This is a genomic window from Streptomyces sp. NPDC031274 (assembly GCF_055570235.1).
Genome location: NZ_JBVIHP010000006.1, coordinates 97,411 through 119,085, shown reverse-complemented (window position 1 = coordinate 119,085; position 21,675 = coordinate 97,411). Strand labels below are relative to the sequence as shown.

Sequence of the window (21,675 nt, the reverse complement as noted above, 5' to 3'; positions counted from 1 at the left end):
GTGGGGCCTGTGCCAGGTGTGCCCGGCGTGCCCGGTGCTTCAGGTGCCGCCGGTGCCTGCGGTAGCGGAGGGATGGGCGCGCGCCGCCCGGAGAAGCTTCGCGGCGCCACGCACCGCGGCGGTATGCGGGGCGGGTACCAACTGGACGGGAGCGTGCAGTTGCCCGGTGAGGCCGTAGCTGACGTCGGGGAGCAGAGCGCCCCCACCGGCGAGCAGCGCGCCCCGCCGGAGGGCTTCGAGGGTCCGGGGCGTGCGGTCCTGTTGGAGCATCGCGGTCACCATCGCGACGACGCAGTCGGTGATCGGGGCGGACGGGGACGAGGTCACGCCGTCCACGTCGCTCGTTCCCAGGGCGGTGTGGCGGGCGTCGACCACTGCGCCGTCGGCGAGGAGCGCGACCTCGGTGAGGTGGGCGCCGATGTCCACGACGAGCAGGGGACGGGTCGGATCGGCGTCCGCGGCGGCGGCCACGGCTCGCGCGGTGGGGATGGTCAGAACGGTGCGCGGACGCAGGACCTGGACGGCGACGCGGGCTTCGGCACGGTAGGCGACTCCGCCCAGTACGGGTGCGGTCAGGATGAGCAGGGGGCGGCCGAAGCGGGGCAGGCGGTGTCCGAGCAGCCGGTCGAGCATGCGGGCGGTCCCGGGGGTGTCGACGATGGCGCCGCGCCGGATGGGGTACACGGCACCGCCGCCGTGGAACGTCACCGTGGGAACGTCGAGGATCATCCGGCGTCCTGACGTCCAGGCACGGGTCCGCGCGCTGCCCAGGTCGAGGGCGATGCCGGTCATCGGTCGACCCCTTGGACCTGCTGGCAGCGGGCGCAGAAGCAGGCCTGCGGCACGATCATCAGGCGCTCGCGGGCGATGGGCCGCCGGCACAGGTGGCAGGCGCCGTAGTCGCCGCTGTCCATGCGCCCCAAAGCGGCCTCGACGTCGGCGAGGACCATGCGGGCGGAGGCGGCGAGCTTGACGCGGACCTCGGTCCTCGCGGCGCTGTGCCGGTCGAGGCGCGTGTCCGCGCGGGTCATCGCGGAGGCGGAGAGCTGCTGCAGTTGTTCCTGGCGGAACAGGAACTGCTCGCGCAGGTTCTCGCGGAGCGCGGCGAGGTCGTCGGTCGACAGGTCGATGAGCTGATGGTTCATCACTTCACCCCTCGGGCAGGGCGGTAGACGGGACAGGCAGGGCGGTAGACGAGTCAGGCAGGGCGGTAGACGAGTCAGGCTGGGCGGTAGACGGGGCAGGCAGGGCGGAGAGGCGAGCGCTGGTCAGTAGGCTTTGCGCTGGCAGGGAACGCAGAACCGCGTGTACGGCAGGATCTCCAGGCGCTCGACGGGGATGGGCTTGGAGCAGCCCGGGCACGTCCCGTAGCTGCCGTCCTGGACGCGGCCGAGCGCGTCATCGATCTCGATGAGGACCCGCTCGATGGTGTCCTTCTGCGCCGCCATCACCTGCGCCTCATCCGTCTCCTCCAGCGCCTGCGCCTCCTGCCCGGCCTCGCCCATGGCCTGGAGCTGCGCAAGCCGGGAGGCACGTTCGTGTTCCAGAAGTCGGCGGGCCTCGCGCGGGGTCACACGCTCGGGGCGGGCCTCGACCGGGGGAGTGCGGGTGTCGAGCGACATGGCGGATCCTTCCTTCGTCAGGCTTCCGCTCCCACAGTCGCCGGTACGCCGCGTAAAACCCATCGGGCGCGATACCCATCTCTGCCGTCCCCCGGACCCCATCGGGCCGTGGGCCGACCGGAGCAGGAAAATGGGCATTGCACCCCATCGACGGACGGAAGGGAAGCGGGCAGGCTGGACGGCGAACCGGTAAAGATCACGCGCGTACGAGAACAAAGTGAGCCCACGCGCGTACGAGAACAAACGAGCCCGCACGCGTACGAGAACAAGTGACCGCAAGCGCGCACGAGAGCACGCTTGCAAGCGCGCACGCATGCAAGCGCGTACGAGAAAGGCGCCACCCGTTGTCCCTGTTCTGGCGGATCTTCGCGCTCAACGCGGTAGTGCTGGGAAGCGCCACCGCGCTGCTGCTGTGGGCGCCGGTCACCGTCTCCGTGCCGGTGGTCCTCACCGAGGCGGTCATCCTCGTGGTCGGCATGGCCGTCATGCTGGTCGCCAACGCGGCCCTGCTACGGATCGGCCTCGCCCCGCTGGAACGGCTCACCCGGCTGATGACCACCGTCGACCTGCTGCGCCCAGGACACCGCCTCCCGGAACAGGGCCGCGGCGAGACCGCCGAGCTGATCCGCACCTTCAACGCCATGCTGGAACGGCTCGAACAGGAACGGGCCGCCAGCAGCGCCCGCGTCCTCCTCGCGCAGGAATCCGAGCGGCGCCGCATCGCCCAGGAACTCCACGACGAGGTCGGCCAGACCATGACAGCGGTCCTGCTCGCCCTGAAGAGGGCGTCGGACGAGGCGGACGAACCCCTGCGCGGTGAGCTCCAGCAGGCGCAGGAGATCACTCGGGGGAGCCTGGACGAAGTACGCCGTCTGGTGCGCAGGCTGCGTCCCGGCGTACTGGACGACCTCGGTCTGATCAGCGCCCTGACGTCGCTGACCACCGAGTTCGCCACGCACGCCGGACTGCGGGTGGTGCGCCGTTACGACCCGGACCTGCCACCACTCGACGAGCAGGCGGAACTCGTCCTGTACCGGGTGGCCCAGGAGGCCCTGACCAACGCGGCCCGCCACGCCGAGGCGGGCAAGGTCGAGCTCAGCCTCTGCCGCACCGGCGGCGCGGTCGCGCTGACCGTCGCGGACGACGGCCGCGGGACCGGGGTCGCGCACGAGGGCGCGGGAATCCGCGGGATGCGGGAACGGGCTCTGCTCATCGGGGCATCGCTGGACGTCACGTCGGAGCCGGGCACCGGTACGCGGGTCCGGCTGACGGTCCCGCTCCCCGCCCCTGACTCCATCGCCCCCACCTCCACCTCCACCTCCACCTCCACCCCCACCCTCACTCCCACGCCCGGGAAGCACTGAACTGATGAGTACAGCCGCCGACGCGTCGAAGCCGGACAAGACCCGCATCCTTCTCGCCGACGACCACGCGCTGGTACGTCGCGGAGTCCGGCTGATCCTCGACGGCGAGCGGGACCTCGAAGTCGTCGCCGAGGCGGGGGACGGCGCCGAGGCCGTCGCGCTGGCCCGCACGCACGAGGTCGACCTGGCCGTCCTGGACATCGCGATGCCCCGGATGACCGGCTTGCAGGCCGCACGCGAACTGGCCGCCCTGAAGCCGGGCGTACGCGTCCTGATGCTGACGATGCACGACAACGAGCAGTACTTCTTCCAGGCGCTGAAGGCCGGCGCCAGCGGATACGTACTGAAGTCGGTGGCCGATCGGGACCTGGTGGCCGCCTGTAGGGCGGCGATGCGAGACGAGCCGTTCCTGTACCCGGGAGCGGTCACGGCCCTCATCCGCAACTACCTCGACCGCGTCCACCACGGCGAGGAGCCGCCCGACCAGGTCCTCACGGCGCGCGAGGAGGAGGTGCTCAAGCTCGTGGCGGAGGGCCACTCCTCCAAGGAGATCGCCGAGATGCTCTTCATCAGCATCAAGACGGTCCACAGGCATCGCGCGAACCTGCTGCACAAACTGGGCCTGCGCAACCGCCTCGAACTCACGCGTTACGCGATCCGAGCGGGCCTCATCGAACCCTGACCGGGGGCGGACCCCGCCTGGCACGGCACCCTCGACCGACTCGCTGACGTGACCAACGGGTCAGCGACATCAGGGTCGAGGAAGGATGTTCGAGGGAAGATGTTCTTGGACCGCGGGACTGAACCGCCTGCTCTCCGTCCCCGTCTCTCTCATGGGGCGACACACGATCGCCCGGTCGGCGTGGAAGCGAGCGGCCCCTAACCGGGCCTGGATGGGTATGCAGAAAAAGACTCTGATCATCAGCGCAGCCTGCGTAGTAGGTCTCTGGGCCGTCGGCTCGGCCGTGACGCCCGTGCTGAAGGAACACAACGACGGTTTCCCGGACGTGTTCAACGACCATGTGCTCCACGAACGCGTCAAGACGTTCCCCACCGAGCACGAGGCCCGAGAGTCCGCCGACGGTGAACTCATCTTCCGGCTCCCCAAGTGGGTGCCCAAGGACGCGACGGACATCACGATCAAGGCGCAGACCACCGGCAACGCCAAGCTCATGCGCTTCACACTCGCCGACACCCCGCTGAAGCTGACCGGTGAGAAGGGCTGCTCGGAAGGCGCCTTCTCCGACGGGCCCACGCTGGCAGCGAGCTGGTGGCCACAAGACGTGGGGGCCGAGGACGGACGGCCCGACTGTTCCGGGCAGTACCAGCTACGGGTGGCGGTCAAGGGAGACAAGGTCTACGCCTGGAGCAACGGCGACTTGGTCGAGAGGTAAGAGCCTGCGTCACCTCTTCTTTCGGCAGACTTCGGCAGACTTCGGCAGGTCAGCGGAAGTTGCTCACACGTGAGCCTCAGCGCGGGGCGATTTCGGCGATATCAGCGATGGTGGAGGTCGGCCATGCCGAGTCCGAGACCGGTGTCGGCGAAGGCCGCTTCGATCCTTCCGGGCTCGGGCGGCCCCAGCGGGGTGTCGGCGATGGTGAATCCGAAAGCAGCCTTCTCGTCGCGGTGCATCTCGGCCGTGTGCCCCGTGGCGCTTGTCAGCCCGAGGGCGAAGTACGCGTCGCCGAGGGCGTTGTGCAGGTGCTGTCCCATCGGGAGCCCCGTGAGGTGACCGTCGAAGGCGATCGGCGTCTTCTGGATGTGGGCGTTGTGGGCCGCGAGCACGACGCGCGTGTGGGGTTCGAGCTGGTTCAGGTGCCACAGGAGTGATTCGGCCATGTAGAGGTCGCGTGCCGAGGTGTCGGCGGTGAGGCCGTCCCCGGCGAAGAGGCCTGCCATGGCGCGGAAGGTGTAGTGGCCGTGGCAGGCGCCTTCGAGGCGCCGCAGGGCGATGGCGATCCTGTCCGGTCCGCTGTACTTCCAGTTCCTGATCACACAGGAACCACTGAGCCATGAGTACGTCGACGGGATCCTCGAAGCGCTCTTCACCGGGATGGGACCACGACCGTGAAAGACGGCCCTTCGTAGCGGCCCTTCATGGCGGACGTCCGCCCGCACAGGTCCGCACACGCCCGCACATACGCGAAGACCCCGTTCTCAGCGTTTCCGCTGGTGACGGGGTCCTCGGACACCTCATACAAGGTGCCCCCGGCAGGATTCGAACCTGCGCACCCGGCTCCGGAGGCCGATGCTCTATCCCCTGAGCTACGGGGGCGTGTCGGCGCTGCTTTCGCGGCGACGTGTTGAACCCTACCAGCTCCGAACGGCTCTCCAGGAACAGGTATTTCCGCACCTCGGTGGCTGTGGGGCGTCGTCGGCGTCGTCGCTTCCGCCCCCTGCGTCCCAGAGGTCGCCCCCGACTGCGCTGCCTGGCCCGTGCCTGGCCCGCGCCTGACCCGCACCAGATCCATCTCCCGCCGCCCCGCAAGGTACGGAAGTAGGGAAAACCCGGACGCGGCGGCGGGCGCGGACCTACTCTCGAGTTGTGTCAGGTGTGTCCGGCCGCGTGCTTGTTGTGGACGACAACAAGGTCATCCGGCAACTGATCAGGGTCAACCTCGAGCTGGAGGGCTTCGAGGTGGTGACCGCGGCTGATGGTGCCGAGTGCCTGGACGTGGTGAATCAGGTCAGACCCGATGTCGTCACCCTCGACGTCGTGATGCCCCGCCTTGACGGGCTGCGTACGGCCGCCCGACTGCGCTCCGATCCGCGGACCCGGAACCTGCCCATCGTCATTGTCAGTGCCTGCACTCAGTACGAGGTCGAGAGCGGGCTCGAAGTAGGCGTGGACGCGTTTCTCGCGAAGCCCTTTGAACCTTCCGAACTGGTCGAGATAGTACGGCAGTTGAGGGAAAACGGGAGTGGTGGTGGCGGGGGCGCGCGTGGTGCCCTCGGCAATGAGTGTGGGGCCGCCGGAGAAGCTGAGCGCGCCGGTCGACCCGGCGGCTGATTCGCCCGGTGCCGCAGTAGTCGGCAGTCACTGGTCCGGTTGCTCCGTTCCGCCGTCCCCGTGACCGCGCGGACCCCCTCCCCGTCCACATCCCGGACCATCCGGGAAACCAGGTCGCGTCCCCACCCCCCTCCTCCCATACGCTTGACCCGTGACCCCCGTCGAGCTCTCCCGCACCGTGCTGCGCGCCATGCGCCGTGCCGTCGATGACGGCGAGCTCAGTGCCCTCGATGACGTGAGTGACGTGGACATGACCCGGCGGGTGGTCGTCGAACGGCCCAGGCCCGGCGGGTCCGGGGACTACGCCACCAACGTCGCCCTGCAGGTCGCCCGCGCCGCCGGGCGCACGCCCCTCCAGGTCGCCGAAGTGCTGTCCCCGCGGCTCGCCCGGGAGCCCGGCATCGCCGCCATCGACATCACCGGGCCCGGCTTCCTCAACATCACTCTCGACCGGGGTAGTGGCCAGGGGAGTGACGGAAGCCCCTCCGCGGCCCTCGTCCGTGACGTCCTCACCCGCGGCGACCTCTACGGTCACGCCCGCCCAGGGTCCGGCAGCACCGGCGACAGCGGAGCCCCCCACCTGCACTTCCCCCGCGAAGTCCGCGCCGCCGTCCTCGCCGACTCCCTCCGCCGCATCCTCATCTCCCAGGGCGCCCTCGCACAGAACGTACGCATCACGTGCGACGAGGCCCCCGACCCCGGCTGGGACGTCCTCGGCGTCGACGTGGACGGACACGGGCGGCCTCCCGCCTCCGTCCCCACCCTCCGCCCCGTCCCCGCCCCGGCCGACCCCACCTTCCTCGGCCGCGACGCCGCCCGCTGGGCCCTCCTGCACCCGGCCGCCCACGACCGGCCCCGCATCAGCGAAGAGCACCTGCTCCAGCGCGCGAGCAACCCCCTCTTCCGCGTGCGGTACGCCCACTCCCGCACCCGCGCCCTCACCCGCAACGCCGCCGCTCTCGGCTTCGCCGGCGCCCCCGGCGACGTAGCGGGAAGAGAGGGAACAGAGGAAACAGCGGCGCGGGAGCTGCTTGACGCCCTCGCCGACCACCCCCGCGTCCTCGCCGCCGCCGCCCACCACCGCGCCCCCGACCGTCTGGCCCGGCATCTCGTCGTCACCGCCGATGCCTTCCTCGCCTTTCAGCCCGCCGTCCTTCCGCCAGGTGACGAGAAACCCTCGGCCGCCCACCGCGCCCGGCTCGCGCTCGCCGAAGCCGCCGGGACGGTGCTGGCAGGCGGCCTGTCCCTGCTCGGCATCAGTGCCCCCGAGTACTTGTGACACGTGAAGACAGACGTGAATGAAGTGAGAGAGACGAACGCGACATGAGCCGCTCCGCACACCCCGCCGGGCCCCGCCACGCCGACGTAGTGCCCGAAGGGCACTACACCGCCCCGGCCGCCGATCTGAACTCCCTCGACCCCAAGGTCTGGTCGCAGACCGTCGATCGCTCCGCGGACGGTGTCGTCACCGTCGGCGGGATCGAGGTGACCCGGCTCGCCGAGGAGTTCGGTACCCCCGCCTACTTCCTCGACGAGGCCGACTTCCGCGCCCGCTGCCACGCCTGGCGCGGTGCCTTCGGCTCGGACGCCGACGTGTTCTACGCCGGTAAGGCCTTCCTCTCGCGTGCCGTCGTCCGGTGGCTGCACGAGGAAGGGCTCAACCTCGACGTGTGCAGCGCTGGTGAGCTCGCCACCGCTCTCGACGCCGGTATGCCCGCCGACCGCATCGCCTTCCACGGCAACAACAAGACCGAGGACGAGATCGAGCGGGCGGTCACCGCCGGTGTCGGGCGCATCGTTCTCGACTCCTTCCAGGAGATCGTGCGCGTCGCGCACATCGCCGACAGGATGGGTGTCCGCCAGCGCGTGCAGATCCGGGTGACCGTCGGCGTCGAGGCCCACACCCACGAGTTCATCGCCACCGCCCACGAGGACCAGAAGTTCGGCATCGCCCTCGCCGGGGGACAGGCCGCCGAGGCCGTGCGGCGGGCTCTGCAGCTCGACGGTCTGGAGCTCACCGGAGTGCACTCGCACATCGGGTCGCAGATCTTCGACATGGCCGGGTTCGAGGTCTCGGCGCGGCGCGTGGTGCAGCTGCTCGCCGAGATCCGTGACGAGCACGGCGTCGAGCTTCCCGAGATCGACCTCGGTGGTGGGCTCGGCATCGCCTACACCTCCGACGACGACCCCCGCGAGCCGCACGAGATCGCCAAGGCGCTCGGCGAGATCGTGACGCGGGAGTGCGAGGCCGCCAATCTGCGCACTCCCCGTATCTCCGTCGAGCCGGGACGCGCCATCGTCGGGCCCACCGCCTTCACCCTCTACGAGGTCGGCACCGTCAAGCCGCTCGAAGGACTGCGTACGTACGTCTCCGTCGACGGCGGCATGTCCGACAACATCCGTACCGCGCTCTACGACGCCGAGTACAGCGTCGCGCTCGTCTCGCGGACGTCCGACGCCGAGCCCATGCTCGTCCGCGTCGTCGGCAAGCACTGCGAGAGCGGGGACATCGTGGTGAAGGACGCGTTCCTTCCGGCCGACCTCGCCCCCGGCGATCTGATCGCCGTGCCCGCGACCGGTGCGTACTGCCGTTCCATGGCGAGCAACTACAACCACGCCCTTCGTCCGCCGGTCGTGGCCGTGCGGGACGGTGGGGCGCGGGTCATCGTCCGGCGCGAGACGGAGGAAGATCTCCTGCGTCTCGATGTCGGCTGAGGAAAAAACCGACCGAGAAACAACGCGTGGCAGAGTATCGGCCAGTGAAATGTATGTCTCACGATCCGGACCGTGGATAGAAACCGCGATCCGGTGGGTGAGACTGGTCCCACTGTAGATGTAGGAGAAGTGAGGTCGGATGATGCGTACGCGTCCGCTGAAGGTGGCGCTGCTGGGCTGTGGGGTTGTCGGCTCAGAGGTGGCGCGCATCATGACGACGCACGCCGACGACCTCACGGCCCGGATCGGCGCCCCGGTGGAGCTCGCCGGTGTCGCCGTCCGCCGCCCGTCGAAGGTGCGCGAGGGCATCGATCCCTCCCTCGTCACCACCGACGCCACCGCGCTGGTCAAACGCGGTGACATTGATGTCGTCGTCGAGGTCATCGGGGGGATCGAGCCCGCCAAGGGCCTCATCACCACCGCCTTCGAGCACGGCGCGTCCGTCGTCTCCGCGAACAAGGCGCTCATCGCCCAGGACGGCGCCGCGCTGCACGCCGCCGCCGAGGAGCACGGCCGTGACCTCTATTACGAGGCTGCCGTCGCCGGTGCGATCCCGCTGATCCGTCCGCTGCGCGAGTCCCTCGTCGGCGACAAGGTCAACCGGGTCCTGGGGATCGTCAACGGCACCACCAACTTCATCCTCGACGCCATGGACACGACGGGTGCCGGGTACCAGGAAGCGCTCGACGAGGCCACCGCCCTCGGGTATGCCGAGGCCGACCCGACCGCCGACGTCGAAGGCTTCGACGCCGCCGCCAAGGCCGCGATCCTCGCCGGTATCGCCTTCCACACGCGCGTGCGCCTCGACGACGTGTACCGCGAGGGCATGACCGAGGTGACCGGCGCCGACTTCGCGTCCGCGAAGCGCATGGGCTGCACCATCAAGCTGCTCGCCATCTGTGAGCGTGCCGCCGACGGCGGTTCCGTCACCGCGCGCGTGCACCCCGCGATGATTCCGCTCAGCCATCCGCTCGCGTCGGTCCGCGAGGCGTACAACGCCGTGTTCGTCGAGGCCGAGGCCGCCGGACAGCTCATGTTCTACGGTCCCGGCGCGGGCGGCGCCCCCACCGCGTCGGCCGTTCTCGGCGACCTCGTGGCCGTCTGCCGGAACAAGCTCGCCGAGGCCAACGGGCCCGGCGAATCCGCGTACACCCAGCTGCCCGTGAGCTCCATGGGCGCGGTCGTCACGCGGTACCACATCAGCCTCGACGTAGCCGACAAGCCGGGTGTCCTCGCCCAGGTCGCGACGGTCTTCGCCGAGCACGGCGTATCGATCGATACGGTCCGTCAGACGGGCAAGGACGGCGAGGCCTCCCTCGTCGTCGTCACCCACCGCGCGCCCGACGCCGCCCTCACCGGCACCGTCGAGGCGCTGCGGAATCTCGACACCGTGCGTGGTGTCGCCAGCATCATGCGGGTTGAAGGGGAGTAGTCAGCAATGACCCACCAATGGCGCGGAATCATCGAGGAGTACCGGGACCGTCTTCCCGTCTCCGACACGACGCCGGTCGTGACGCTCCGCGAGGGCGGCACGCCGCTCGTCCCCGCGCAGGTGCTCTCCGAGCGCACGGGCTGCGAGGTCCATCTCAAGGTCGAGGGCGCCAACCCGACCGGGTCCTTCAAGGACCGCGGCATGACGATGGCGATCACGAAGGCCAAGGAGGAGGGCGCCAAGGCCGTCATCTGCGCCTCCACCGGCAACACGTCGGCCTCCGCCGCCGCCTACGCCGTACGCGCGGGAATGGTCTGCGCCGTCCTCGTGCCGCAGGGCAAGATCGCGCTCGGCAAGATGGGCCAGGCGCTCGTCTACGGCTCGAAGATCCTCCAGGTCGACGGCAACTTCGACGACTGCCTGAACCTCGCCCGCGCCCTCTCCGAGAACTACCCGGTGGCGCTGGTCAATTCGGTCAACCCGTTCCGCATCGAGGGCCAGAAGACGGCCGCGTTCGAGATCGTGGACGCGCTCGGTGACGCCCCCGACATCCACGTCCTGCCGGTGGGCAACGCGGGCAACATCACGGCCTACTGGAAGGGCTACAAGGAGTACGCCGCCGACTCGATCTCGTCGCGCACTCCCCGCATGTGGGGCTTCCAGGCTTCCGGTTCCGCGCCCATCGTGCGCGGTGAGATCGTCAAGGACCCGTCGACCATCGCCACCGCGATTCGCATCGGCAACCCCGCTTCGTGGCAGTACGCCCTCGACGCGCGGGACGAGTCGGACGGCTTCATCGACGAGGTGACGGACCGTGAGATCCTGCGCGCCTACAAGCTGTTGGCGTCCCAGGAGGGTGTCTTCGTCGAGCCGGCGTCGGCCGCTTCCGTCGCCGGTCTGCTGAAGGCGGCCGAGCAGGGCAAGGTCGACAAGGGGCAGCGCATCGTCTGCACCGTCACCGGAAACGGCCTCAAGGACCCGGACTGGGCCGTCGCGGGCGCTCCGCAGCCGGTCACGGTCCCGGTCGACTCGGCCGCCGCGGCCGAGCGCCTCGGTCTCGCATGACCTGGGGTAATCGCAGCTGAACGGCGGGCATATCCGCCTGGAAATCCCGCAACTCCCGCATAGGGGGTGCACAGGGGGCTTACGACACGCATCGTGCGCCTCCTGTGCGCCCTATGTCGCCACAGAACCTTCCTTCGATAGGCTGTACCGAACCCGCCCCGCCGCATATGCCGCGGTGCTGCCGCAGAGCGGCCTTCGGGTAGTGCCTCATCACGTGGCAAGTCCTCAAAAGATCGCAGCTCAAGGAGAGTCATCGAGCGATGGCCGGTCCCGCGTTCCGCGCCGCCGCCGTCCGGGTGCGCGTCCCCGCCACCAGCGCCAACCTCGGCCCGGGCTTCGACGCCCTGGGCCTGTCGCTGGGTCTGTACGACGATGTCGTCGTGCGGGTGGCCGACACCGGACTGAACATCGACATCGCAGGTGAGGGCAGCGAGACGCTCCCGCGCGACGAGTCGCATCTGCTTGTACGTTCCCTGCGCACCGCCTTCGACCTGCTCGGCGGACAGCCGCGCGGGCTCGAAATCGTCTGCGCCAACCGCATTCCGCACGGCCGGGGCCTCGGCTCCTCGTCCGCCGCCATCTGTGCGGGCATCGTCGCCGCGCGCGCCGTGACGATAGGCGGTGACGCCCGGCTCGACGACAACGCCCTGCTCGAACTCGCCACGGAGATCGAGGGCCACCCCGACAACGTCGCCGCCTGTCTGCTCGGCGGTTTCACGCTCTCCTGGATGGACGGGGGAGCGGCGCGGGCGATCAGGATGGAACCCGCCGGTTCCGTCGTTCCGGTGGTCTTCGTACCCGGAAAGCCCGTCCTCACCGAGACGGCGCGCGGACTGCTCCCACGCACCGTCCCGCACGTCGACGCGGCCGCCAACGCGGGCCGCGCCGCACTGCTCGTGGAGGCCCTGACCAGGCGCCCCGAACTGCTGCTTCCGGCAACCGAGGACCGGCTCCACCAGGAGTACCGCGCGCCCGCCATGCCGGAGAGCGCCGCCCTGGTGGAACGCCTGCGCGCGGACGGTGTCCCGGCAACGATTTCCGGCGCGGGGCCCACGGTCCTCGCTCTGGTGGATGAGAGTGCGGCGGACAAGGTCGCACGCCTCGCGGGCGAGGGCTGGGCGGCCAATCGTCTTGCGCTCGACGCGACCGGCGCGAGTGTGCTGCCGCTCGCGCCTTGACACCCGATAGGCGGATTAGAGAGGGGGAATGTTTGTTGGACCCGGTAGTGTTAACCTCAAGTCTGCACCCGACCGCACCATGGCGAGGTGCTTCGTGTCCCCGTCCGGGACATCCATCCTTCCGGGAGCCTCCCAAACTGCTCTGTGTTCCGCACTGAGCGGTGCCGAGCACGCTCCGGAACCGGCGTGACCGAGTCGAGTGACACCGCACATGAGTGACACCTCACCGGGACTCGCCATCACCAGTGAATTCTTCCGCCGCGCGTTGGCGGACCACCGCCCCGGCACGGTCCACACACCAGAGGACCTCCGGACAGCACAACCGGTCGCCGAGCCAGACAGGCCGACGTCCGCTCCAGGGAAGGACCCTTCGTGAGCGACACCACCGATCTGATGGGCGTGACTGCCGACACGCCCGCGACGGACGCCTCTGCGGCGCCTGCCACCGGTGCTTCGGCCGGGTCCCGGCGGCGCCGCGGCACCGGCCTCGATGGCATGGTGCTGGCGGAACTGCAGCAGGTCGCGTCCGGCCTCGGTATCAAGGGCACCGCGCGGATGCGCAAGAGCCAGCTGATCGAGGTCATCAAGGAGGCGCAGGCCGGCGGGGGCAGCCCCGCGAAGAGTGCCGCGTCCGCTTCGTCCGCCGAAACCGAGACGAAGCCCAAGCGCCGCGCCACCTCGAAGGCCCGGACGGGCGAGGACACCGCAGCGAGCACGGAGAAGGCCGCCAAGGCGAGCAAGGCCGCGGCCGAGCCGGCCAAGGCCGAAGAGGCCGCCCAGCAGCAGATCGACATCCCGGGCCAGCCCGCGGGTGCCGACAAGGGCGAGCGTCGCGGCCGTCGCCGTGCCACCGCGGACGCGGGCAGCCCCGAGACGGTCACCGCCGAGGCGAAGAGCGAGCCGAAGAACGACGCCAAGAACGACGCCAAGAACGACGCCAAGAACGAGGCCAGGACGGACGCGCCGTCCGAGGCCAGGGGCGAGGGTTCCGGCGACAACAACGCCGAGGGCCGCCGCGACCGCCAGGGCCGTGACCGCCAGGGCCGTGGCCGCGACCGCGACCGCCGTGGCAACAAGGGCGACGACCAGCAGGGACAGGGCGGCAACCGCCAGCAGGGCGGCGGCCGCCAGGACCGGCAGGACCGTGGTGACCGTGGCGACCGCCAGGACCGTGGCGACCGTCAGCAGCGGGACCAGCGGGACAACGGACCGCAGGACGACTTCGACGACGACGGGAGCGGCCGTCGCGGCCGCCGTGGCCGCTACCGCGACCGCCGTGGCCGTCGCGGCCGTGACGAGTTCGGCGGCGCCAGCGAGCCGCAGGTCGCCGACGACGACGTACTGATCCCCGTCGCGGGCATCCTGGACATCCTCGACAACTACGCGTTCATCCGTACGTCGGGCTACCTCCCGGGCCCGAACGACGTGTACGTGTCGCTCGCCCAGGTCCGCAAGAACGGTCTGCGCAAGGGTGACCACGTCACCGGCGCCGTCCGTCAGCCCAAGGACGGCGAGCGCCGCGAGAAGTTCAACGCGCTCGTCCGCCTCGACTCGGCGAACGGCATGGCGGCCGAATCCGGGCGCGGGCGCCCGGAGTTCAACAAGCTGACGCCCCTTTACCCCCAGGACCGGCTCCGTCTGGAGACCGACCCGGGCGTGCTGACGACCCGCATCATCGACCTCGTCGCACCGATCGGTAAGGGCCAGCGAGGCCTGATCGTGGCCCCGCCGAAGACCGGCAAGACCATGATCCTGCAGGCGGTCGCGAACGCGATCACCGTCAACAGCCCCGAGTGCCACCTGATGGTCGTCCTGGTCGACGAGCGTCCGGAAGAGGTCACCGACATGCAGCGGTCGGTGAAGGGCGAGGTCATCTCCTCGACCTTCGACCGTCCGGCCGAGGACCACACGACGGTCGCCGAGCTGGCCATCGAGCGCGCCAAGCGTCTCGTCGAGCTGGGCCACGACGTGGTCGTGCTCCTCGACTCGATCACCCGCCTGGGCCGTGCGTACAACCTGGCGGCCCCGGCCTCCGGGCGCATCCTGTCCGGTGGTGTCGACTCGACCGCGCTCTACCCGCCGAAGCGCTTCTTCGGTGCGGCGCGCAACATCGAGGACGGCGGCTCGCTGACCATCCTCGCCACCGCGCTCGTCGACACCGGTTCGCGCATGGACGAGGTGATCTTCGAGGAGTTCAAGGGCACCGGCAACATGGAGCTCAAGCTCGACCGGAAGCTCTCCGACAAGCGCATCTTCCCGGCGGTGGACGTCGACGCGTCCTCCACCCGTAAGGAAGAGATCCTGCTCAACAGCGAAGAGCTCGCGATCGTCTGGAAGCTGCGCCGGGTGCTGCACGCGCTCGACTCGCAGCAGGCCATCGAGCTGCTCCTCGACAAGATGAAGCAGACGAAGTCGAACGCCGAATTCCTCATGCAGATCGCGAAGACGACACCGACGCCGGGCAACGGCAACGACTAGTCCTCGCGTCACACAGAAGGCCGCTCCCGTCTCGCGACGGGGGCGGCCTTCTGCGTTGCGGGGAGCGCGAGGTGCGGGTGGGGTGTGAAAGGGGCGCTGAATGACCTTGGCCACACCCCTAAGAGATTCTTATGGTCACGGGCAGTAGCCCCATGACGGAGAAAAACGCAGGTGAGGGGCGAGAAAGGCGGGGAAGGTGTGCACGATGCGTCACGTGCGCGCGCCGGGGCGCACATAAATGGCTGTGCAACCCTTCTTTCGGTTTCCACGTCTGACAAGTAACGACAGACCGCGACTGTTCGCGACTGACCCTGAAAGCAGGGGGTAACCGACCGACGAGGACAGAGGAGCACATGAGCGACGAGAGCACATCCGGGGATACGGCACCGAAGCGGCACCGAGGCGGTGGCGGTCGGCGTCGCAAGCCGCGCGAAAAGCGCCGCAAGGTCCTCGTCATCACCGCGTGGACCGCGGCATCGGTGGTCGTCCTCGGTGGTGCGGGCCTCGGCTTCGTGTACTTCAAGCTCAACGGCAACATCAAGGGCGTCGACATCAACGCGGCGCTCGGCACGGACCGCCCCAAGGACATCGACAACGGCTCGCAGGACATCCTCGTCCTCGGCTCCGACTCCCGCTCGGGCGACAACGCCAAGTACGGCAAGGACGAGGGCGCCGCCCGCTCGGACACGGCGATGATCGTGCACGTGAACAAGGGCCACAAGACGGCGAGCGTCGTCTCGATACCCCGCGACACGCTGATATCCCGCCCCGAGTGCAAGACGGACGACGACCGGACGGATCCGGGCGGCGAGCGCCAGATGTTCAACACGGCGTACGAGGTCGGCGGCCCCGCCTGCGCCGTCAAGACCGTGGAGAAGATGTCCGGCATCCGGATGGACCACTACGTGGAGGTCGACTTCACGGGCTTCAAGAAGCTCATCAACACCCTCGGCGGCGTCGGGATCACCACCAAGAAGGCCATCCACGACAAGGACAGCCATCTGGACCTCGACGCGGGCACGCACCAGCTCACCGGCGAGCAGGCCCTCGGCCTCGTCCGCACCCGGCACGGCGTCGGCGACGGCAGCGACCTCGGCCGCATCCAGCTGCAGCAGGCCTTCATCAAGGCCCTGATCAAGCAGGTCAAGGACGTCGGCGTCTTCAGCAACCCGAAGAAGCTCTACGACCTGGCGAACGACGCGACCAGCGCCATCACCACCGACTCGGACCTGAACGACGTCAAGAGCCTCGCGGGCTTCGCGAGCGGGCTCAAGGGCATCGGGGCGGGCGACATGAAGATGGTCACGCTGCCCATCCAGTACGACCCCAACGACCCCAACCGCGTCCTGCCCCTGGAGAAGGCCGACCAGCAGGTCTGGGCGGCGCTCAAGGCCGACAAGGCGATCCCCAAGTCCGCCACCGAGCAGTCCGCGGGCGACAAGGGCGACGCGAGCGACGTCGTGAAGTAGCGGCGGACAGCGACAGGCAGCGGACAGACAGCGACAGGCGGCAGCAGGCAGCGGCGTCAGCGACCCGCCGGGAATAGAACGCAACCCACCCCGGTTTGGGCAGATGCGGCCAGTCCTGGCAGACTGGTACGTCGGTCCCGGTTCACGTACGAGCAATCCGCGCGTACGACCCGGAGCCCTCCCGAATCTAGGAGACACCTTGAAGCGCGAGATCCACCCCGAGTACGTCGAGACCCAGGTCAGCTGCACCTGTGGCGCCGAATTCACCACCCGCAGCACGATCTCCAGCGGCACCGTCCGCGCCGAGGTCTGCTCCGAGTGCCACCCGTTCTACACGGGCAAGCAGAAGATCCTCGACACCGGTGGCCGCGTGGCCCGCTTCGAGGCCCGCTTCGGCAAGGCTGCCGCCGCCAACAAGTAGCGAGCCACTGCGCCGGTCTTCGGCCGCCCTCGGGAGGGGGCGGTTGGGACCGGCGCTTTGCCGTCTGACGCAGCAGCCATTTTTCGCGTAGAACCTTCGCGTAGGAACGCAGAAAACCAGGAGACCCCGATGTTCGAGGCGGTCGAGGAACTGATCGGCGAGCACGCCGATCTGGAGACAAGGCTCGCGGACCCCTCGGTCCACGCCGACCAGGCCAACGCGCGCAAGCTCAACAAGCGCTACGCCGAGCTGACCCCGATCGTCTCGACGTACCGCGCCTGGAAGCAGACCGGCGAGGACATCGCGACGGCCCGTGAACTGGCCGCGGAGGACCCCGAGTTCGCCGCCGAGGTCAAGGACATGGAGAAGCAGCGCGAGGAGATCACCGAGAAGCTGCGGCTCCTCCTTGTGCCCCGCGACCCCAGCGACGACAAGGACGTCATCCTCGAGGTCAAGGCGGGCGCGGGCGGCGACGAGTCGGCGCTCTTCGCGGGCGACCTCCTGCGCATGTACCTGCGGTACGCGGAGCGTGTCGGCTGGAAGACCGAGATCATCGACGCCACCGAGTCCGAGCTGGGCGGCTACAAGGACGTCCAGGTCGCCGTGAAGACCAAGGGCGGCAACGGCGCGACCGAGCCGGGACAGGGCGTCTGGGCGCGGATGAAGTACGAGGGCGGCGTGCACCGCGTGCAGCGCGTGCCCTCGACCGAGTCGCAGGGCCGGATCCACACCTCCGCCGCCGGCGTCCTGGTGACGCCCGAGGCCGAGGAGGTCGACGTCGAGATCCTCGCCAACGACCTGCGCATCGACGTCTACCGCTCGTCGGGCCCCGGCGGCCAGTCGGTCAACACCACCGACTCCGCGGTGCGTATCACGCACCTGCCCACCGGCGTCGTCGCCTCCTGCCAGAACGAGAAGAGCCAGCTGCAGAACAAGGAGCAGGCGATGCGTATCCTGCGCTCCAGGCTCCTTGCCGCGGCGCAGGAGGAAGCGGAGAGCAAGGCCGCGGACGCCCGCCGCAGCCAGGTCCGCACCGTCGACCGCTCCGAGAAGATCCGCACGTACAACTTCCCGGAAAACCGGATCTCGGACCACCGCGTCGGCTTCAAGGCGTACAACTTGGACCAGGTGCTCGACGGAGACCTCGACGCGGTCATCCAGGCCTGCGTCGACGCGGACTCGGCAGCCAAGCTCGCGGCAGCCTGAGACCCGACCGCACCCGCCCATCGCTCAGCTCAGCCCCGGAGGACCAGCGTGAACCTGCTGCTCGCGGAAGTGGCCCAGGCCACCCAGCGGCTGGCCGACGCCGGCGTGCCCTCGCCGCGCAACGACGCGGAGGAGCTCGCCGCCTTCGTGCACGGCGTGAAGCGGGGCGAGCTGCACTCCGTCAAGGACTCGGACTTCGACGCCCGCTACTGGGAGACGATCGCGCGCCGTGAGGCCCGCGAGCCGCTCCAGCACATCACCGCGCGCGCCTTCTTCCGCTACCTCGAACTGCAGGTCGGCCCCGGTGTCTTCGTGCCGCGCCCGGAGACCGAGTCGGTCGTCGGGTGGGCCATAGACGCCGTGCGCGCGATGGACGTCGTCGAGCCGCTCATCGTCGACCTCTGCACGGGTTCCGGCGCCATCGCGCTCGCCATGGCCCAGGAGGTCCCGCGCTCGCGGGTGTACGCCGTGGAGCTGTCCGAGGACGCCCTGAAGTGGACGCGCAAGAACGTCGAGGGATCCAGGGTCAAGCTCTCCCAGGGCGACGCGCGTGACGCCCTCCCCGAGCTCGACGGCCAGGTCGACCTCGTCGTCTCGAACCCGCCGTACATCCCGCTCACCGAGTGGGAGTACGTGGCTCCCGAGGCCCGCGACTACGACCCGCAACTTTCGCTCTTCTCCGGCGAGGACGGCCTCGACCTGATCCGCGGCATCGAGCGCACCGCACACCGCCTCCTGCGGCCCGGAGGTGTCGTCGTCATCGAGCACGCCGACACCCAGGGCGGCCAGGTGCCGTGGATCTTCACCGAGGAGCGGGGCTGGGCCGACGCGGCCGATCACCCCGACCTCAACAACCGGCCGAGGTTCGCGACCGCCCGCAAGGCGATGCCGTGAGCACTCCCACTTCAAGCCAGCAGTTCGTGTACGAGGAGGCCCGCTAGATGGCACGGCGATACGACACCAATGACGCGACCGACCGTACGACCGGTCTGCGCGAGGCCGCGTCGGCCGTCCGCCGTGGCGAGCTGGTCGTCCTGCCCACCGACACCGTCTACGGCATCGGTGCCGACGCCTTCACCCCGGAGGCGTGTGCCGACCTGCTCGACGCCAAGGGCCGGGGCCGCAACATGCCCACGCCCGTCCTCATCGGCTCGCCGAACACCCTGCACGGCCTGGTCACCGACTTCTCCGAGTCGGCCTGGGAGCTCGTCGACGCCTTCTGGCCCGGTGCGCTGACCCTGGTCGCCAAGCAGCAGCCGTCGCTCCAGTGGGACCTCGGGGACACCCGTGGGACCGTCGCGATCCGGATGCCGCTGCACCCCGTCGCCATCGAACTGCTCACCGAGGTCGGCCCCATGGCGGTCTCGTCGGCGAACCTCACCGGGCACCCCTCCCCGGAGGACTGTGACGCCGCTCAGGAGATGCTCGGCGACTCCGTCTCCGTGTACCTGGACGGCGGCAGGACGCCCGGCATCATCCCCTCCTCGATCGTGGACGTCACCGGCAAGGTGCCCGTACTGCTGCGCGCGGGTGCCCTGGACGCGGAGGAGCTCCGCAAGGTGGTACCCGACCTCGAGGTGGCGAATTGACAGCCCCTGAGACGGGGCGTGGCATAGCGGCTTCTCCCGACTCGTTCCGCATCCTCCACGTCAGCACCGGCAACGTGTGCCGCTCGCCGATCACCGAGCGGCTGACCAGGCATGCCCTGGCCGACCGCCTGGGCGATCCCTTCACCGGCGGCCTGATCGTGGAGAGCGCGGGCACGTGGGGGCACGAGGGCGCCCCCATGGAGACCAACGCCGAGGCGGTGCTCGCGGACTTCGGCGCGGACGCCTCCGGCTTCAAAGGGCGCGAGCTCCTCGACGAGCACGTCATCCGCGCGGACCTCGTCCTGACGGCGACCCGGGACCACCGGGCGCAGGTCATCTCGATGGGCCACTCGGCCGGGCTTCGCACCTTCACGCTCAAGGAGTTCACGCGCCTTGTACGGGCCATAGACCCGGCGACCCTGCCGGACCCCGACGGAGGTGTCGTGGAGCGGGCCAGGGCGCTGGTACGGGCCGCCGCGGCGCTGCGTGGCTGGCTCCTGGCGCCCACGGCTGAGGCGGACGAGGTGTACGACCCCTATGGGGCGCCGCTGCCCTTCTTCCGCTCGGTGGGCGACGAGATCAATGAGGCGCTCGATCCGGTGGTGACGGCGCTGACGGGCGTGCGGGCCAAGGCGTAAACCTTTCTCTGCACGATGGGCGGATCATCCGTCCGCGACACCGCGCGGGCACCGTGTGGCGGGCCTACATTGAAGGGACCCTCATGGGAGGCCCTCATTGACGGGGCTCTCCTGGGAGGGACCCTCACCCCTCGCGAGGCCCGGAGCCGAAGATGCCGGTCAGCACCGCACCCACCGCCGCGTCGACGGCGCCCGCTGACTTCGCCGCGCTGCGCCGCGCGGATCCCCAGATGGCGGAGATCCTCCTCGCCGAACAGGACCGGCAGGGGTCCTGCCTCCAGCTCATCGCCGCCGAGAACTTCACCTCGCCCGCGGTGCTCGCCGCCCTCGGCTCCCCCCTCGCCAACAAGTACGCCGAGGGGTATCCGGGCGCCCGCCACCACGGCGGCTGCGAGCTGGTGGACGTCGCGGAGCGCATCGCCATCGACCGCGCCAAGGCCCTCTTCGGCGCCGAGCACGCCAACGTGCAGCCGCACTCCGGCTCCTCCGCGGTCCTCGCCGCGTACGCCGCCCTGCTGCGCCCCGGCGACACCGTCCTGGCCATGGGCCTGCCGTACGGCGGCCACCTCACGCACGGCTCGCCCGCGAACTTCTCGGGGCGCTGGTTCGACTTCGTGGGCTACGGCATCGACCCGGACAGCGGCCTCATCGACTACGACGAGGTGCGGTCCCTGGCCCGCTCGCACCAGCCGAAGGCGATCGTCTGCGGCTCCATCGCCTACCCCCGGCACATCGACTACGCGGCCTTCCGCGACATCGCCGACGACGTGGGCGCGTACCTCATCGCCGACGCGGCCCACCCGCTCGGCCTGATCGCCGGGGGAGCGGCCCCCAGCCCTGTGCCGTACGCCGACGTCGTGTGCGCCACGACCCACAAGGTGCTCCGCGGCCCGCGCGGCGGCCTGATCCTGTGCGGGGCCGAGCTCGCGTCACGTATCGACCGGGCCGTGTTCCCCTTCACGCAGGGCGGCGCGCAGATGCACACGATCGCCGCGAAGGCCGTCGCGTTCGGCGAGGCGGAGACCCCGGCCTTCACCGCGTACGCCCATCAGGTCGTCGCGAACGCCCGCATCCTGGCGGAATCCCTCGCCGCGGCGGGCTGCGCGATCACCACCGGCGGCACCGACACACACCTGATCCTCGCCGACCCCGCGCCCCTGGGCGTCGACGCGCACACAGCCCGGGGCAGGCTCGCCGCCCGTGGCCTCGTCCTGGACACCTGCGCCCTGCCCCGCGCCGACGCCCGCGGACTGCGGCTCGGGACGGCCGCCGTCAGCACACAGGGCATGAAGGACGCGGAGATGGTGCGGATCGCCGGGCTCGTCGCCGAAGCGGTGCGTGATGAATCCAAAGACGTGAAGGACTCGAAAGTGAGAGAGGAAGTGCGTGAACTGGTGGGCAGATTTCCGCCGTATCCCGCCTAGGCCGGGGCAGGTGCGTCAAGGAACCGCACGTACTCGTGCAACCATCGTCGCTACCCGGAAGTC

At 69.8% G+C, this 21,675-nt stretch carries 21 protein-coding genes and 1 tRNA gene; 17 read left to right on the top strand and 5 right to left on the bottom strand.

Annotation, left to right across the window (positions count from 1 at the left end):
• Positions 1 to 39 precede the first annotated feature (39 nt).
• The 3 genes from ACZ5CR_RS12290 to ACZ5CR_RS12280 all read right to left on the bottom strand — a co-directional run bounded on the left by ACZ5CR_RS12290 (position 40) and on the right by ACZ5CR_RS12280 (position 1,622).
• Positions 40 to 792 carry a rod shape-determining protein gene (locus tag ACZ5CR_RS12290; RefSeq protein WP_468856432.1) on the bottom strand — a complete coding sequence of 251 codons (753 nt, stop codon included), beginning with the start codon at positions 790 to 792 and terminating at the stop codon, positions 40 to 42.
• On the bottom strand, positions 789 to 1,145 hold the full coding sequence (locus tag ACZ5CR_RS12285; protein WP_468856430.1) for a TraR/DksA family transcriptional regulator: 357 nt from the start codon (positions 1,143 to 1,145) through the stop codon (positions 789 to 791). The genes ACZ5CR_RS12290 and ACZ5CR_RS12285 overlap by 4 nt, the downstream gene beginning before the upstream one ends.
• 123 nt (positions 1,146 to 1,268) lie before the next feature.
• Positions 1,269 to 1,622: a TraR/DksA family transcriptional regulator gene (locus ACZ5CR_RS12280; protein ID WP_468856427.1), complete on the bottom strand. Its 354-nt coding sequence runs from the start codon at positions 1,620 to 1,622 to the stop codon at positions 1,269 to 1,271.
• A gap of 344 nt (positions 1,623 to 1,966) precedes the next feature.
• Between ACZ5CR_RS12280 and ACZ5CR_RS12275 the strand changes: the two genes are divergently transcribed.
• The 3 genes from ACZ5CR_RS12275 to ACZ5CR_RS12265 all read left to right on the top strand — a co-directional run bounded on the left by ACZ5CR_RS12275 (position 1,967) and on the right by ACZ5CR_RS12265 (position 4,380).
• Entirely contained in the window at positions 1,967 to 2,986 is a 1,020-nt protein-coding gene (locus ACZ5CR_RS12275) for a HAMP domain-containing sensor histidine kinase (RefSeq protein ID WP_468856425.1), read from the top strand.
• Positions 2,987 to 2,990: 4 nt separating this feature from the next.
• Positions 2,991 to 3,668, top strand: coding sequence for a response regulator (locus tag ACZ5CR_RS12270; protein ID WP_468856422.1), 678 nt, complete (start codon positions 2,991 to 2,993; stop codon positions 3,666 to 3,668).
• A 217-nt stretch (positions 3,669 to 3,885) separates the two neighbouring features.
• Entirely contained in the window at positions 3,886 to 4,380 is a 495-nt protein-coding gene (locus tag ACZ5CR_RS12265; protein ID WP_468856419.1) for a hypothetical protein, read from the top strand.
• Positions 4,381 to 4,481: 101 nt separating this feature from the next.
• Here the strand turns inward: ACZ5CR_RS12265 and ACZ5CR_RS12260 are convergent, their stop codons facing one another.
• Positions 4,482 to 4,982 (bottom strand): erythromycin esterase family protein, encoded by a 501-nt coding sequence (locus ACZ5CR_RS12260; protein WP_468856416.1) that lies wholly within the window; start codon positions 4,980 to 4,982, stop codon positions 4,482 to 4,484.
• 208 nt (positions 4,983 to 5,190) lie between these two features.
• A tRNA-Arg gene (locus ACZ5CR_RS12255) sits at positions 5,191 to 5,262 on the bottom strand.
• A 270-nt stretch (positions 5,263 to 5,532) separates the two neighbouring features.
• Between ACZ5CR_RS12255 and ACZ5CR_RS12250 the strand changes: the two genes are divergently transcribed.
• The 14 genes from ACZ5CR_RS12250 (at position 5,533) to ACZ5CR_RS12185 (ending at position 21,612) form a co-directional block, all read left to right on the top strand.
• Complete coding sequence (locus ACZ5CR_RS12250; protein WP_468856413.1) at positions 5,533 to 5,997, top strand: response regulator; 465 nt, start codon at positions 5,533 to 5,535, stop codon at positions 5,995 to 5,997.
• Positions 5,998 to 6,148: 151 nt separating this feature from the next.
• Positions 6,149 to 7,276 (top strand): ArgS-related anticodon-binding protein NrtL, encoded by a 1,128-nt coding sequence (nrtL, locus tag ACZ5CR_RS12245; RefSeq protein WP_468856410.1) that lies wholly within the window; start codon positions 6,149 to 6,151, stop codon positions 7,274 to 7,276.
• 44 nt (positions 7,277 to 7,320) lie between these two features.
• On the top strand, positions 7,321 to 8,712 hold the full coding sequence (gene lysA, locus ACZ5CR_RS12240) for a diaminopimelate decarboxylase (RefSeq protein WP_468856407.1): 1,392 nt from the start codon (positions 7,321 to 7,323) through the stop codon (positions 8,710 to 8,712).
• 142 nt (positions 8,713 to 8,854) lie between these two features.
• Positions 8,855 to 10,144, top strand: coding sequence for a homoserine dehydrogenase (locus tag ACZ5CR_RS12235; RefSeq protein WP_468856899.1), 1,290 nt, complete (start codon positions 8,855 to 8,857; stop codon positions 10,142 to 10,144).
• Positions 10,145 to 10,150: 6 nt separating this feature from the next.
• The gene (gene thrC / locus ACZ5CR_RS12230) at positions 10,151 to 11,209 is read left to right on the top strand and encodes a threonine synthase (RefSeq protein ID WP_389903158.1); all 1,059 of its coding nucleotides are present in this window, start codon (positions 10,151 to 10,153) and stop codon (positions 11,207 to 11,209) included.
• A 260-nt stretch (positions 11,210 to 11,469) separates the two neighbouring features.
• Positions 11,470 to 12,387: a homoserine kinase gene (thrB, locus tag ACZ5CR_RS12225; RefSeq protein ID WP_468856405.1), complete on the top strand. Its 918-nt coding sequence runs from the start codon at positions 11,470 to 11,472 to the stop codon at positions 12,385 to 12,387.
• 372 nt (positions 12,388 to 12,759) lie between these two features.
• A complete protein-coding gene (rho, locus tag ACZ5CR_RS12220; protein ID WP_468856402.1) occupies positions 12,760 to 14,865 on the top strand; it encodes a transcription termination factor Rho in 2,106 nt (701 codons plus the stop codon).
• A gap of 353 nt (positions 14,866 to 15,218) precedes the next feature.
• Positions 15,219 to 16,334, top strand: coding sequence for an LCP family protein (locus tag ACZ5CR_RS12215; protein ID WP_468856400.1), 1,116 nt, complete (start codon positions 15,219 to 15,221; stop codon positions 16,332 to 16,334).
• A 199-nt stretch (positions 16,335 to 16,533) separates the two neighbouring features.
• Positions 16,534 to 16,755 carry a 50S ribosomal protein L31 gene (rpmE, locus tag ACZ5CR_RS12210; protein ID WP_249587748.1) on the top strand — a complete coding sequence of 74 codons (222 nt, stop codon included), beginning with the start codon at positions 16,534 to 16,536 and terminating at the stop codon, positions 16,753 to 16,755.
• 129 nt (positions 16,756 to 16,884) lie between these two features.
• On the top strand, positions 16,885 to 17,961 hold the full coding sequence (prfA, locus tag ACZ5CR_RS12205; protein WP_468856396.1) for a peptide chain release factor 1: 1,077 nt from the start codon (positions 16,885 to 16,887) through the stop codon (positions 17,959 to 17,961).
• A 48-nt stretch (positions 17,962 to 18,009) separates the two neighbouring features.
• Positions 18,010 to 18,855, top strand: coding sequence for a peptide chain release factor N(5)-glutamine methyltransferase (gene prmC / locus ACZ5CR_RS12200; protein WP_383278520.1), 846 nt, complete (start codon positions 18,010 to 18,012; stop codon positions 18,853 to 18,855).
• A 47-nt stretch (positions 18,856 to 18,902) separates the two neighbouring features.
• Positions 18,903 to 19,550 (top strand): L-threonylcarbamoyladenylate synthase, encoded by a 648-nt coding sequence (locus tag ACZ5CR_RS12195; protein WP_389903143.1) that lies wholly within the window; start codon positions 18,903 to 18,905, stop codon positions 19,548 to 19,550.
• Complete coding sequence (locus ACZ5CR_RS12190; RefSeq protein ID WP_389903140.1) at positions 19,547 to 20,188, top strand: arsenate reductase/protein-tyrosine-phosphatase family protein; 642 nt, start codon at positions 19,547 to 19,549, stop codon at positions 20,186 to 20,188. The genes ACZ5CR_RS12195 and ACZ5CR_RS12190 overlap by 4 nt, the downstream gene beginning before the upstream one ends.
• Before the next feature lie 152 nt (positions 20,189 to 20,340).
• Positions 20,341 to 21,612, top strand: a complete 1,272-nt coding sequence (locus ACZ5CR_RS12185) for a serine hydroxymethyltransferase (RefSeq protein WP_468856392.1) — start codon at positions 20,341 to 20,343, stop codon at positions 21,610 to 21,612.
• Positions 21,613 to 21,675 lie beyond the last annotated feature (63 nt).